Source organism: Streptomyces sp. NBC_00236, assembly GCF_036195045.1.
Taxonomy (GTDB): domain Bacteria; phylum Actinomycetota; class Actinomycetes; order Streptomycetales; family Streptomycetaceae; genus Streptomyces.
The window spans coordinates 7,032,667-7,046,273 of the sequence record NZ_CP108100.1 but is presented as its reverse complement, the minus strand read 5'-3'; the positions used below and the strand labels follow the sequence as shown (position 1 = coordinate 7,046,273).

Here is a 13,607-nt window from a genome sequence, read left to right as displayed (position 1 = left end):
CAGGACGAGGGATCAGCCCGCAGCCCAGCGCAGGCCGCCCAGGAGATGACCTCGGAAGTCCGGATCGGTGTAGGCCTCGTCCGCGTGACCCAGCGACGTGTAGAACGAACGGCCGGCGCCGGACTCCCTGCACCACACGAGGGGGTGATCGGCGCCCATGGCGCCTCCCTCGTAGCCGGCTTCGTCGATGGTGACGAGGACCTGCACGCCGGGGCGCCGCGGGTTGCTCCGGAAGTCGTACCACTCGTCGTTCCAGTCCCACCGTGGCGGCAGATGGCGCATGGCCGGATGGCTCCGGTCCTCCACCAGCACGGTGCCGGACTGGAAATCCGGGTGGCCGGCGAAGCGTGCTCCGAGCAACTCCCCGTAGTACGGCCAGTCGTACTCGGTGCACGCGGCGGCATGGATTCCCATGAAGCCGCCACCGCCCGAGGTCCACCGGCGCAGCGCCAGCCGCCCGTCCGGGGCGAGCACGTCGCCGCTGGTGGACAGGAAGACCACTGCACTGCGCCCGGCCAGCGAGGCATCGGTGAAGACCGCGGGGTCCTCGGAGGTCTCCACGGTGAAGCCGTGCTCCTCCCCCAGCTCACGCAGAGCCGCTTGCCCGGCCGGGATCGATTCGTGACGGTAGGCCGTGGTGCGGGTGAAGACGAGAACGTCCGACAGGCGGCCGGTCTGGGGCATATGGGCACTCCGGGTTCTGCCGCGCGGCATGGTGCGGTGATCGCTATTGTCGCGGGTCGGGCGGCACGGCAGCCACCCGGATGCGGCGCAGGCCGGTGCCGTCCGGGCCGCACGGGTCGCGGCATACGGCTCGGGTCAACAACGCGGCGCGGCCGACGGCTTCAACTCCGCAGCGTGCGAGCCGGCCGCTCTGCGGGTCGCCTTCCATTCGGCGCTCCTGGGCGTGCTGCCGCGCGGTCAGTAGACGTCCCGGACATAACGCTTGTCGGCGGCGAGTTGTTTGACGTACACGGCGGCGGTGTCGGGATCGAGGCCCCCGTGGGCGACCGCGATGTCGCGCAGTGCCCGGTCGACGTCCTTGGCCATCCGCGCGGCGTCGCCGCAGACGTAGAAGTGGGCGCCGTCCCGGAGCCAGGACCACAGTTTGGCCCCGTGCTCACGCATCCGGTCCTGTACGTAGACCTTGGAGCGCTGATCGCGTGAGAAGGCGGTGTCCAGGCGGGTGAGGGTGCCATCGGCGAGGAAGGCGGTCAGCTCGTCCTCGTAGTAGAAGTCGGTGGCGCGGCGCTGTTCACCGAAGAAGAGCCAGTTGGGGCCGGTATGGCGCTGGGCGCGACGTTGTTCCAGGAAGCCGATGAACGGAGCCACCCCGGTCCCCGGGCCGACCATCACCGCCGGAGCGCCGGCGTCGGCGGGCGGCCGGAAGTGCGGGGCGCGCTGCACGAAGACCGACACCGGGTCGCCCAGGGCGGCTTCTGCCAGGAAGGGCGAACACACACCGGTGCGGGGGCGGCCGTGCAGGTTCTCGTACCGGACGACGGAGACGGTCAGGGACACCTGGTGGGGGTCGGTGAGCGGGCTGGACGATATCGAGTAGAGGCGGGGCTGCAGGCGCGTGAGGACGCCGGCCCACTCCTGCGGTGCGGCCCGGACCGGGTACTCGGCGAGTACGTCGACGGCTTGGCGGCCCCAGGACCAGCGGGCGAGTTCGCCCTTGTTGTCGGGCCGCAGCATCTTCTTCAGTGCGCGGTCGCCGGTGCGCTCGGTGACGAAGCCCAGCAGGGCCGGAGTGAGGCGGGTGATGTCCAGGTGCCGGTGGAGGGCCTCCGAGAGCCGGATCTCCCCGCCATCGGCGAAAGTGACACCCGCGGCAGGGTCGAGACCGGTCACAGCCAGCCATTCGGCCACCAGATCAGGGCTGTTGAGAGGACGTACGCCGAGAGCGTCCCCGGCCTCGTAGGCGAGAGGGATGCCGGCGTCCCGGGTGTCGAAGGTGAAGCGACGGACCTCCTTGGCCGCGCCGGGGAGGCTGAGCAGGCGGTTGCCGACCAGCCGGGCCGTGGCGGGTGACGCCTTCGTGCCGCGAACCGGCGTGGCGGCTCGTGCGGCGGGAGTGGACGTGGGGGCGGGGGCGGAAACCGGGGCCGTCGATGACGGGGCCGGGAAGGCCTCTGCGGCAAGACCGGCGAGGACGCGGTCCAGCCAGGTCCGGGCGGAGGACTCGTAGTCGGGCTCGCAGTCGGTGCGCGGGGCCAGGCGTGCCGCCCCCAGTTCGTCCAGGCGCTGGTCGAGACGCCGGCCATGTCCGCAGAAGTCGTCGTACGAGGAGTCGCCGAAGGCCAGCACCGCGTACCGCCTGCCGTCCAGGGACGGGACATCGGCGGCGGTCAGCGCCTCCCAGAAGCCCGAGCCGTTGTCGGGCGCGTCCCCGTCCCCGAAAGTGCTGGTGATCAGCAGGAGGTCGGCCGCGTGCGGGAGGGTGCGAGGATCCGCCGTGTCCATCCCTACGAGCCGGGCCCGGTGTCCGACCTCGGTGAGCCGGTCGGCGGCCTCGGCTGCGAACTCCTCGGCGTTCCCGGTCTGCGAAGCCCACAGCACGACCACGTCACGGCCTTGGGCGGGAGTCTGCGCCATCGGCACCTCCGCAGCCTGCGGCGCCCGCGAGTACATGCCGGCGAGGACACCGTTCACCCATCGTGCGTGCTCCGCGCTGAACGGCGCACCGGCCGGAAGAACCGGAACGCCGGGCAGGCCCGGCTGAAGTCCGGCGAGGAACCCCACCAGGTACTGGCGCTCCTGCTGCCCGAGGACGGGCGGCGTGCTGTCCAGCCCGAACACGGCAGCCGCACCCGGCGGGGTCGTGCTCGGTACGACGTCGAGCAGCCCCACGGCGGAGGAAGCAGCGGGTGGCGGGGCAGCCTCTGCTGCGGCGGCGACCTTCGTGAGCGTCACCGCACACATCTTGAACTCGGGCTGAAAGGAGATCGGGTCGACAGCGTCGCTGGTCACCGCGTTGACGCTCAGATACTCCCCGAACAGGTCGTTCCAGTGGAACGGCGCGAAGCAGCACCCCGGCCGGACCCGGTCCGTCACCACGGCCGGCAGCACGGCGCGGCCGCGCCGGGACGCGACCTCGACCGTGTCGCCGTCCGCGATGCCGAGCCGGCCGGCGTCCTCCGGATGCAGCTCGACGAAGGGGGCAGGGTTCAGCTTGTTGAGCTTGGCGACCTTCCCGGTCTTGGTGAGGGTGTGCCATTGATGCTGCAGACGCCCGGTGTTGAGAACGAACGGATAGTCGTCGTCCGGCATCTCCGCGGCCGGCACGTGCGGGCGGGCGAAGAAGACGGCCCGTCCGCTCGGCGTCGGGAAGACCGGACCGCCGTCCTCGGCCAGATAGCGGATCGGGTTGCGGTCGGGACCTTCGAGCGAGGGCGCGGGCCACTGAACGGACGTGGTGCGCAGCCTCTCGTACGTCACACCCCGCAGGTCGTAACCGGTCTTCGGATTCGCGGCGCCCTTGATCTCCTCGAAGATCTCCTCGGCGCTTCCGTAGGAGAAGGCCTCGGCATACCCCATCTCGCAGGCGACTCGTGCGATGATCCGCCAGTCCGCGAGCGCCTCTCCCGGCGGGTCCACCGCCGGGCGGGCGAGAGTCAGGTTGCGTTCGCTGTTGATCAGTACGCCCTCGCTCTCGCTCCACAGCGCCGCGGGCAGCACGACATCGGCGTAGGCATTGGTCTCGGTGTCGGCGAACGCATCCTGGGTGATGACGAGTTCGGCCGTCTCCAGCGCCTCGATCACCGTCCGGCGGTTGGCGACGGAGGCCACCGGATTCGTACAGATGATCCAGCACGCTTTGATGTCGCCGTTCGCCATCCGCCGGAACATCTCGACGGTTCCCTTGCCGGACCCGTCCTTGCGGAGGGTGCCGGGCTGCAGCCCCCAGAGGTCTTCGACGAAAGCACGGTCCTCGTCGACCAGGACGGATCGCTGTCCGGGCAGGCCGGGGCCCATGTAGCCCATCTCCCGCCCGCCCATGGCGTTGGGCTGGCCGGTGAGCGAGAACGGGCCGCTGCCCGGGCGGCAGATCGCTCCGGTGGCCAGATGCAGGTTGATCAGCGCGTTGGTGTTCCAGGTGCCGTGCGTGGACTGGTTGAGGCCCATGGTCCAGCAGCTCGTCCACTCCCCCGCTTCACCGATCCACCGCGCCGCCCGGCGGATGTCCGCCTCGGGGATGCCGGTGATGTCCGCGACCGTGGTGGGCGGGTAGTCCGCGAGGAACTGCGGCATCGCCTCCCAGCCCTCGGTCCGTTCCGCGATGAATCCGTCGTCCGTGTGTCCGTTCTCGTGGAGGAGGTACAGCAGGCCGTTGAGGAGGGCGAGGTCGGTTCCGGGCCTGATCTGGAGGAAGAGGTCGGCCTTGTCGGCGGTGGCGTTGCGCCGCGGGTCCACGACGATCAGCTTGGCCCCCGCCTTCACCCGTTCCATCAGGCGCAGGAACAAGATCGGGTGGCAGTCGGCCATGTTGGAGCCGATGACGAGGAAGACGTCGGCCTTCTCGAAGTCCTGGTACGACCCCGGTGGCCCGTCGGCCCCGAGGGAGAGTTTGTAGCCGCTGCCCGCACTCGCCATGCACAACCGGGAGTTGGACTCGATCTGGTTGGTCCGGACGAAGCCCTTGGCCAGTTTGTTCGCCAGGTACTGCGCCTCCAGACTCATCTGCCCGGACACGTAGAAGGAGACCGCGTCGGCCCCGTGCTCATCGATGATCGACCGCAGTCGTCGGGCTGTGCCGGTGATCGCCTCGTCCACCGTTGCCGCCGTGGGCTCGGCGCCACGGTCGGGGCGCATCAGCGCGGTGGTCAGTCTGCCGGGAGCGGCGAGCATGTCGGCGGTCGTCGCGCCCTTCGTGCACAGCCGCCCGAAGTTCGCCGGGTGCGCCTTGTCCCCCGACGCCTTGAGAACCGCGCGGCGGCCGTCCGCATCGGAGGCGATGTCGAGCACCAGACCGCAGCCCACCCCGCAGTACGAGCAGACCGTCCGTATCCGGGAGACAGCCGTCGACTCATCCTTTGGGGGCACCGAAGGCCTTCCTGTTGTTCTCAACGAAGCCTTGACGGTACGAAACGCCCATTACGTAGGCGTGACCTCAGCCGATCATGGGCGGTAACGCCCGGCACACACACGCCGCACCGGCGTCGTGAGATCGCGCGGAAATCACCTGGCAGCCGGGGAAGACGTGCGCATGCGTATGCCCGGATGTGCCCAGGTGCCACAGATACCCAGGTACCCATTTGGATCGCTGCACCAATTTGGAACAGTGCTCCAAACGTGTCACCATGGAGGCATGGCAACGCGAGACGGGCGCCCTCAGCGGCGTAACCAGGTGCTCTCCCGGGAGCAGATCATCGCTACGGCGATCGAGCTGCTGGACACGGGCGGCGAGGGCGCCCTGACCGTCCGGGCGCTGACCGAGCGCCTGGCGACCGGCTCGGGAGCGATCTACTACCAGGTGGGTACGCGCGACGAACTGCTGGACACGGTGACGGAGACCGTGATCACCGCGGCTCTGACGGCCGGGCCCGGCGGAGGTGCGGGCGCACCGGCGGACGAGATCCGCCTCGTCGCGCTGGCGCTGTTCGACTCGATCGCCGAGCATCCATGGCTCGCCACGCGTCTGATCCTCCAGGTCGTACGAAATCCCGTCGGCCCGGTGACCGTGGGGATCTTCGAGAGGATCGGCCGGCAGGTGAGCGCTCTGGGCGTGCCACGGGACTCCTGGTTCGACGCCGCCTCGACGCTCGTGCACTACATCCTCGGGGCGGTCAGCCAGAACGCGCGCATCGACGGGGACGCCTCGGACGCCGAGCCCGACCGCGAAGCGTTCTTCGACGCGACGGCGACGGCGTTGCAGGAGCTCGACCCGCAGCGGTACCCGTTCATGCACGCCATCGTCGGCCAGATCGGCGGGCACGACGACCGCGAGCAATTCCTCACCGGTATCGCGATCGTGCTCGACGGCCTCACTCGCCCGCGCTGACCCGGACATACGGCTCGGGTGAGCCCACCCCGCCTGTTCGACAGCTGTGCAGCTCGGAAGGGAATCTCTCATGCACGACGTAGTGATCGCGGGCGGCGGCCCGGTCGGCCTTTTCCTGGCGGGCGAGCTTGCCCTGGCCGGCTGCTCCGTCCTGGTCCTGGAGCGGGACGAGGCACCCCGCTCACCCTGGAAGGCGCTCCCTCTCGGACTGCGGGGCCTCAACGCCGGGTCGGCCGAGACGCTCCACCGTCGCGGGCTGCTCGACGCGGTGATCGGTGCTTCGCGTGCCGACGCGACGAAGGTCGGCGCGGCCCCGGACGCGGTCGAGGCACCGGCTCCCCGCGAGGTGAGCCATTTCGCGGGGATGGGGCTCGACGCGGGAGACATCGACGTGACCTCGCTTCCGTTCCGGTTGCCCGGTCCGGCGATGGAGGGCTTCATGACGAGCCTCGAAGCGCTCGGCACCGTCCTGGCCGAGCACGCCGCCTCCGTCGGTGTCCAGGTCGTCCGGGGTGCTGCCGTCACGGCCGTGGCGCAGGACGACGAGTCCGTCGTCGTCACGGCGGGCGGGCAGGAGTACCCGGCACGCTGGCTGGTGGGATGCGACGGCGGACGCAGCACGGTCCGCCGGCTCGCCGGCTTCGACTTCGTCGGCACCGAGCCGCTGTTCACCGGCTACGTCGCGCAGGTCGTCTTCGCCGACCCCGATCCGGCGAAGCTGCCGTTCGGTTTCAACCTGACGGCGAAAGGCATGTATCTGCGCACCCCGTTCGAGGGGCATCTGGGCATGATGGACTTCGACGGCGGCGACTTCGACCGCTCCCGGCCGCTGACGCGTGAGCACCTGCAAGACGTACTTCGCCGCATCACCGGCACGGACGTCGCCCTCAACGGTGTGCACCGGGCATCCAGCTTCACCGACCGCGCGATGCAGGTGACCGACTACCGCGCGGGGCGTGTGCTGCTGGCGGGCGACGCCGCTCACATCCACTCCCCGCTGGGCGGCCAGGGACTCAACCTCGGTATCGGCGACGCCATGAACCTCGGCTGGAAGCTCGCGGCCACCGTGCACGGCACCGCCTCCGAGGACCTGCTCGACACGTACACCAACGAGCGCCACCCCGTCGGCGCGTCGGTGCTGGACTGGTCGCGCGCCCAAGTGGCCACCATGAAGCCGGGCCCCAACGCCGCCGCCCTGCGGCAACTCGTCCACGACCTGATGAGCACCCCGTCCGGAACGACCCACGTACACCGGAACACGACAGGGCTGTACAACCGCTACGACCTGGGCAGCGACCACCCCCTCGTCGGCTGCACGGCTCCCGACTTCCGCTACGAGGACGGCACCAGCCTCGGGCAGCTGCTGCGGCGGGGCCAGGGTGTCGTACTCGACTTCAGCAGCGACCACGCGCTGCGGTCCGCGGCCCAGGACCGGAAGGGCCGCGTCGCGTACGTGCCGGGCTCGCCGCGCGACGGCCTAGGTTTCTCGGCGCTGCTCGTCCGCCCCGACGGCGTCGTCGCCTGGGCCAGTGAACACACCCCCGACCGCGTCATGTTCGAGCGGGCTGCCGCACGCTGGTTCGGCAGCCCGGCATGATCCGAACGAGAGGCCTGGGACCTTGCCCTACGCCCGCTCTACGTGTTCCGCCTGCCCTTCTCGCGCCGGATTCCAGGCTGCCGCGCACAGGGACTCGGCCACGGCGGCCGTGTAACGGGCGGCGCTGAGCCAGTGGGTGGCGAAGCCGTCGGTGTCGGCAGGGAGCAGACGGCCGAAGAGGTCGCGCTCACGTTGGGCCGCCGAGGCACACAGGGCGGTGAGGAGCCCGGCGGCGGTGGGAAGGCCCGCGCGGCGGATGCGGCGGGCCTCGGCGGTGACGTCGCCGAGCAGGCCGAGGGCGGCGCGGCCCGCCGGGACCGCCTGTTCGACCCGGCGCTCCAGGAGGTACAGGGGCGAGTGCCCGCCGGAGTCTTCGGGCTGTGGCGGGGCGAGGTGCACGGGTGCGGCCGGATCCGGGAGGTCGGCGCGGCGCAGGCGGTCGAAGCCGAGGTCGATGGTGCCCCGGCCGGAGGGGTGCGAGCAGGCGAGCAGGGTGAGCCGGGGGTGGAGGGCGGGGACCAGGCGGCCGATGATCCTCAGCCGTGTCCCCGGCGCCGTGGCCAACAGCGTCAGGTTGTCCCGGTGGGCCAGAGCGGGATCGTCGTCGGCGACGGTGAGCCGGACGGTCATGCCTCCCTCGCACCGGGCGAGCAGGCACGTTCCACCCGACTCCCTTACGGCTCCGAGGAGTTCGACGTCCAGGAAGAGCAGGTCGCGGCCGCCGCCCTCCGGTTCCGCGTAGCGGGAGGTGGACCGCAGGGCGCGGGCGGCCTGTTCGGACGGCGGCGTCTCCCACAGGGCGGCGAGCGGAGGTTCCGTCCACACCGCGCCCCGGGCGGAGACGGCCTTGACGCCCTTCCCGGCGCCCAGCCTGCCGTCCGGCGAGACCGTCGCCCCGGAGACCGCCAGGCCGGCCCGGCCCAGCTCCCGGTGGGTGAGCGCGCTGTCTCCCAGGCGCACGGCCCGGTCGGCCACGCCCAGGGCTCGCCCGACGCCGCCGGGTGCCACGTCACCGACCGTGCAGAGGCGGCCGTCCGATCCGGCGACCCAGGTGCGGGCGCCGCCGTGCCCCGAGTCGGTGACCACGGGTTCGGTGAACAGGCCGTACAGGCGCAGCGAGCCGTCGGGGCTGTACGGGCGGCGCGCGCGGCCCCTGACCGCGGCCAGCTCAGCCCCGGACGCCGTCCCCACGCGGTGGGCGGTCCCCAGGAGTTCGGCCAGCGCCGTGACCAGGTCGGCGGTGCGGTAGGACGGGTCCCCGGCGCGGGCCGCGCGCAGCAACGTGACGACGGACAGCGCGGCGCCCGCGGCGCGCGGCAGCTGCCGGAGCCGGGCCGTGTGCGCGGCCCGGAGAAGGACCGCCTGCGTGACGGCGCCTGCCCCGTCGACGCCGGCCTCCAGCACGGCGGCACCCGCCGCCCACAGAGCGTCGGCCGCCACGCGCTGGTCCGGGCTCGCCGCCTCGGGCGAGGCGGCGGAATCCGGGGTGGGGGTGGGGGTGGGGCCCGTCGTGGGAGCGGGATCGGACGTGGGGGCGGGGCCCGCCGTGGGAGCGGGGCCCGACGTGGGAGCGGGGCCCGACGTGGGAGCGGGGCCCGTCGTGGGAGCGGGATCGGACGTGGGAGCGGGACCCGACGTGGGAGCGGGATCGGACGTGGGAGCGGGACCCGACGTGGGAGCAGGTTCGGGGGCCGTCCGGTCGGGCCGGTCGGCGGGCTCGGGCGCCGGGTCCGCGGTGGGGGCGGCGCAGGCGGCGGCCGCGCGGTGGACGCATGCCGGGGCGAGGAGACAGCCGCAGCTGATGCCGTCCGCCGTCGCCACCACGCCGCCCGGGGCGTGCAGGCGCAACTCCGTCTCGTCGTCGACCGCGATCGTCACGGTGTCCCCGTCGCGGTGCGTCGGGCGGGCACCGAGCTTGGTGACCGCCGCGTCCAGCCGCTTGCGCAGCCGGGGCGAGAGGTTCTCCACCAGTGTGGCCGTTACCTCCGGCGCGACAGGTGGCAACTGAGCGGCGGTCATGCGGTCTTCTCCCCTATCCAGCGGGCCAGTTCGAGTGGGCTGAGGGCCGCCACGGGCATGCCGGCGGCCACGAGCTGCCCGGCGACGCCCGTCGAGTAGCGAGGCCGGCCGGCGTCGTCGAGACTCGCGCACCCGAGGACGTGGCAGCCGGTGGCCACCAGGGCCCGTACCTCGGCCAGCAGTCCGCCCAGCGGCGCACCCTCCTCGAAGTCGCTGATGACGACGACAAGGGTGCGGCTGGGAACCGCGATCAGGCTGCGGGCGTGCCGTAGCCCGGCGGCAATGTGCGTGCCTCCGCCCACACTCACCTCCAGCAGGAGGGAGAGAGGGTCCCCCACATGGCCGGTGAGGTCGACGACCTCCGTGGAGAAGGCCAGGAAATGGGTGCTCAGGGTGGGCACCCCGGCGAGTACGGAAGCGGTCAGCGCGGACCAGATCGTGGACGCCTCCATGGATCCGGAGACGTCGGTGACCAGGATCAGGCGCCAGTCGGCCGACCGGCGCGCGCGGCTGCGGAACACCGGCTTCTCGGGGATGACCTGGACCGTTCCTTCGGCCGTCCGGCGGGCGGTGGCCAGGTTGGCGCGCAGCGTACGCGGCAGGTCCAGCCGGCCGCCGGGGCGGCGGGTGGGCCGGGGCGACATCGCGCCGGTGAGGGCGGGGCGCAGCCGGGTGGCGAGTTGCCGGGTCAGCTCGTCGACCAGTCGGCGGACCAGGGGCCGGAGCGCCGCAAGGCGGGCTTCGGGCAGACCGCCGGCGTACCGCAGGATCGTCCGGAGCAGTTCCACCGAGGGGGTGGCGGCAGCCGGGTCGAGCTCGGCGAGAACGTCCTGCCGGCCTGTCACGGCTGCGGCGGCGAGGACCTCCTCGCGGATGCCGGGGCCGAACAGCGCGGCCAGTTCCTCGGACCACTCGCGGACGCCGGGGAACGACGGTTCCCGGCCGCCGTGCGGTCCGGATCCGCCGCCGTGACCGGGCAGGCCGCCACGGGATCCCTCGCCGTGTCCCGCGCCGTAGAGCTCGTCCAGAGCGGTCGCCAGGCGGGCGGCGCCGGACGGCAGTCGGTCGGAACGCCGGCCGAGCACGAGCCGCCACCGGTCAGCGGGCGCCAGGGTCCGCGCGGGGGCGGCCTCGGTGGCGAGTGCGGTGACGGACATGGCGATGGGGTGCGTTGTGGCGGGCATGACGGCGGGGTGCGTTGTGACGGGCGTGACGGCGGGGCGCGTAGCGGCAGGCGGGACGGCGGGGTGCGTAGCGGCGGGCATGACGGCGGGGCGCGTAGTGGCGGGGTGGCCGGACTGTGGCGTGAACCGGTCGTCGTGTGCGGGTGGCGGGACGGGCAGGCCGAGGCCGGTCAGGAGCTCGCGGGCCGCGAGGTCAGCGACCGTACGGCGGGCCAGCTCGGCCGGGTCGTCCGCTCCGAGGGTGTCCACCCGTTCGCCCAGCCGTTCCTCGACGGTGTCCAGCAGGCGGTCCCGGGCGGCCGGGCTCAAGGTGTCGAAGCCACCACGCAGGGCCGGCAGCCGGGCCAGGAACGCGGTGTCGTCCAGCTCGACGACCCGCTGCAACAACGGGTCCAGGGCGCCGACGCCGACGGTCAGGAGCGGACCCGCCACCGTGAGGACGCCCGTGAGCCGGGCGGTGAGCGCGGCCCGTGCGGTGCTGTCCACGGCTCCGTCCACCCAGGAGGCGACACGCCCTCCGAAGGCCTCGGCCTCCTCGTGGCCGGTGAGCACCCGGACCGCTCCGGCGGCCGCGGCGATCAGCGGGGTGCCTTCGGCGGCCAGCCGGGCGAGGGCAGCCGTCAGCCGGATGCCGCCCAACCGGTCGGCCCGCTGGGACAGTTCGAGCAGGGCTCGGGCGTCATCGGGCTCCTCGGAACCGGTCAGGCCGTCGACCTGGCGGACCGCGGCAGTGGTCAGGAGTTCGGCCACGTGCGCGGTGCGGGCGGCGCGGGCGGAGGCGTCCGGGGCCGAGGGGTCGTCGGGCGCGGCCGGGCCCGCCAGGTGGCCGGCGTCGATGCGATCCAACAGGTCGAGGCCTGCGAGGAGTTCGGGAAGGGTGCCGCTCGCGGGGAGTACGGCCGCCAGTTCCGTCAGCCGTTCGTCGGCAAGGCCGGGGAGTCCGCACTCGGCGGCCTCCGTGAGGCCTCGGACCACTTGGGCGGCCGTCGGGCCGTCCTCCGCGTGTTCGGCCGCGCGCCGCTGCCGCAGCACGCCCTCGGCCGCCTGGGCCGGGGTGACGCCGCGGGCCCCGGCCGCGGTGAGCATCGCGGCCGTCGCCGGCGTCCACCGCACCTGCCAGCGCGTCGTGAGCCCGTCCGTCCCCGCCGCGCCGGTCACGCCCTGCTCCTGGGCGTAAGGGATGCCGCACACCGTCAGCCTGCGCAGCAGCAGTTCGCGGCGCCGGTCCAGGGTGGAGCGCGCCGGGTCGAGCCGGAGGTCGCGCGGTGTCTTCTCGTGCGCGTCCTCGGGGCCGGGCAGGGAGAGCGCCGCGGTCTCGGCCTCGACCGCGGGGCCCAGTCCGCTGCGGGGAGCGGCGGGCGCGGGCCGTCCCGTGCGGGCTCCGACGAGTACGCGTTCGAGGGCCCGGGCGACGGCGCGGCCCGTGCCGTAGGTCTCGCCGCGCCCCAGTACCGTCTGCACGGCTTCCAGGAGTTCGCCGCGGCCGGGGGCGGGCAGGTCGCGCAGGCGGGCCAGGTCACCGGCCACCCGGACGACCTCCCGGCCCTCCGCCGGGCCGTAGGGGTGACCCTGTTCACGCAGGGCCGCGCAGACTCGGACGGCGGTGCGGACCAGCGCCTCGTGCAGGGCGGCCGGGTCCCCGGCGGCGTCCAGGACGATGTGCTGCCACTCCGGGTCCCGGATGCCGGCCGGATAGCCGGACCGTGAGTCGAGCAGCGGGTACGTGTACGGGATCAGGGAAACCGTGCACGCCGCCGTGCCGACAGCTCCGTTCACGTGCCCGGCAGCTCCGTTCACGTGCCCGTCCGCGCCCGGATCGGGCGCGGTGGCGGGTGCGTCGGCGAACGCCTCCGCGCACGCGTCCGGTGCGGGGCCCCCGGCGGCGGACGGCAGGAGGGCCGGGGTGTGGAAGGCTCCGACCACCACGGCGGGCCGCCGCCCGCTCGCCAGGGCCTCGGCCACCCGTTCGCGCATCCATGCCTCGCGCACCAGGTCCGTGCGGTCCACCCCGCCCCGCGCCTCCGCCTCGTGTCGCAGCGCCCAGCCGGTGAGCAGGGCTGCACGGCGGAGCGCCTCGGGTGTCGAGCCGGGTGCGAGGGCCTCCACCAGCCGGTCCCACAGGTCGTCGCCGTCCCGGCCGGTGAGCCGGGACCGGAGCGCGTCGGACAACCCGTGCCCGTCCGTCGCCACGGGGGCGGGGACCGGGGTGCCCGGGCCGCCCTTCGCCCACGCCCGGTCGGCCAGCGGCAGGTCGCAGGCCACGGCCGGGACGCCGTTTCTCGCCGCCCAGCGCAGGGCGACCAGTTCGGGCGAGAAATCCGCGAACGGGTAGAAGGCCGTGCCCCGTTCACCTGCCGGGCCGGGCCCGGGGCCGTCGGCGGGCACGGCGGCCAGCGCCACCGGGGCCTCCGTCTCCTCGTGGGCGAGCCAGCCCAGCCAGGGCTGGAACTCGGCGGGCAGCTCGACGAGCAGGACGTCGGGGGCCGCCGCGTCCAGCAGCGCCGGGAGAGCAGCCGCGAGCGAGGGCGCGTGGTGGCGCACCCCGATCAGGAACGGCACCCCGGGCCCGGTCGCCGCGAGCGCCGCCACCGCGGCCTCCGGTGTGCCGGGCCCTGGCGCCGGGTCGTGCGACGGGGAAGCGCCCGGCGTACCAGGGGTGGGCGCCACCTCAGTCGCGGGCTCCGCCTCGGCGGTGGGGGGCGCCGCCTCAGCAGTGGGCGCCGCCTCGGCGATGGGCCGCCTCTCCGCAAAGGGCCCCGCCTCGGCGGTGGGCCGCGTCCCGGGAATGGTCGACTCGCTCATC

General features: G+C 73.3%; 6 protein-coding genes. 2 read left to right on the top strand and 4 right to left on the bottom strand.

Annotated features, from left to right (window positions below; translation table 11 throughout):
* Window positions 1-12: 12 nt before the first annotated feature.
* Window positions 13-684, bottom strand: coding sequence for a ThuA domain-containing protein (locus tag OG446_RS31405; RefSeq protein ID WP_328897177.1), 672 nt, complete (start codon window positions 682-684; stop codon window positions 13-15).
* A gap of 237 nt (window positions 685-921) precedes the next feature.
* The gene (locus tag OG446_RS31400; RefSeq protein ID WP_443050293.1) at window positions 922-4,971 is read right to left on the bottom strand and encodes a molybdopterin-dependent oxidoreductase; all 4,050 of its coding nucleotides are present in this window, start codon (window positions 4,969-4,971) and stop codon (window positions 922-924) included.
* Between the two features lie 340 nt (window positions 4,972-5,311).
* On the opposite strand from OG446_RS31400, the gene OG446_RS31395 reads away from it, so the two are divergent.
* Window positions 5,312-6,004 carry a TetR/AcrR family transcriptional regulator gene (locus OG446_RS31395; RefSeq protein ID WP_328897176.1) on the top strand — a complete coding sequence of 231 codons (693 nt, stop codon included), beginning with the start codon at window positions 5,312-5,314 and terminating at the stop codon, window positions 6,002-6,004.
* A 70-nt stretch (window positions 6,005-6,074) separates the two neighbouring features.
* Window positions 6,075-7,601, top strand: a complete 1,527-nt coding sequence (locus tag OG446_RS31390) for an FAD-dependent monooxygenase (protein WP_328897175.1) — start codon at window positions 6,075-6,077, stop codon at window positions 7,599-7,601.
* Window positions 7,602-7,628: 27 nt separating this feature from the next.
* Here OG446_RS31390 and OG446_RS31385 read toward each other — a convergent pair whose 3' ends face one another.
* A complete protein-coding gene (locus OG446_RS31385; protein ID WP_328897174.1) occupies window positions 7,629-9,620 on the bottom strand; it encodes a hypothetical protein in 1,992 nt (663 codons plus the stop codon).
* The gene (locus OG446_RS31380; RefSeq protein ID WP_328897173.1) at window positions 9,617-13,606 is read right to left on the bottom strand and encodes a DUF5682 family protein; all 3,990 of its coding nucleotides are present in this window, start codon (window positions 13,604-13,606) and stop codon (window positions 9,617-9,619) included. Before OG446_RS31380 ends, OG446_RS31385 begins: the two co-directional genes overlap by 4 nt.
* Between the last annotated feature and the right edge of the window lies 1 nt (window position 13,607).

What these genes read in the sequence shown, in the direction of transcription:
- OG446_RS31390 (WP_328897175.1), top strand. Translation starts at nt 6,075, where the DNA reads ATGCACGACGTAGTGATCGCGGGCGGCGGCCCGGTCGGCCTTTTCCTG.
- OG446_RS31385 (WP_328897174.1), bottom strand. Translation starts at nt 9,620, where the DNA reads ATGACCGCCGCTCAGTTGCCACCTGTCGCGCCGGAGGTAACGGCCACA.
- OG446_RS31405 (WP_328897177.1), bottom strand. Translation starts at nt 684, where the DNA reads ATGCCCCAGACCGGCCGCCTGTCGGACGTTCTCGTCTTCACCCGCACC.
- OG446_RS31380 (WP_328897173.1), bottom strand. Translation starts at nt 13,606, where the DNA reads ATGAGCGAGTCGACCATTCCCGGGACGCGGCCCACCGCCGAGGCGGGG.
- OG446_RS31395 (WP_328897176.1), top strand. Translation starts at nt 5,312, where the DNA reads ATGGCAACGCGAGACGGGCGCCCTCAGCGGCGTAACCAGGTGCTCTCC.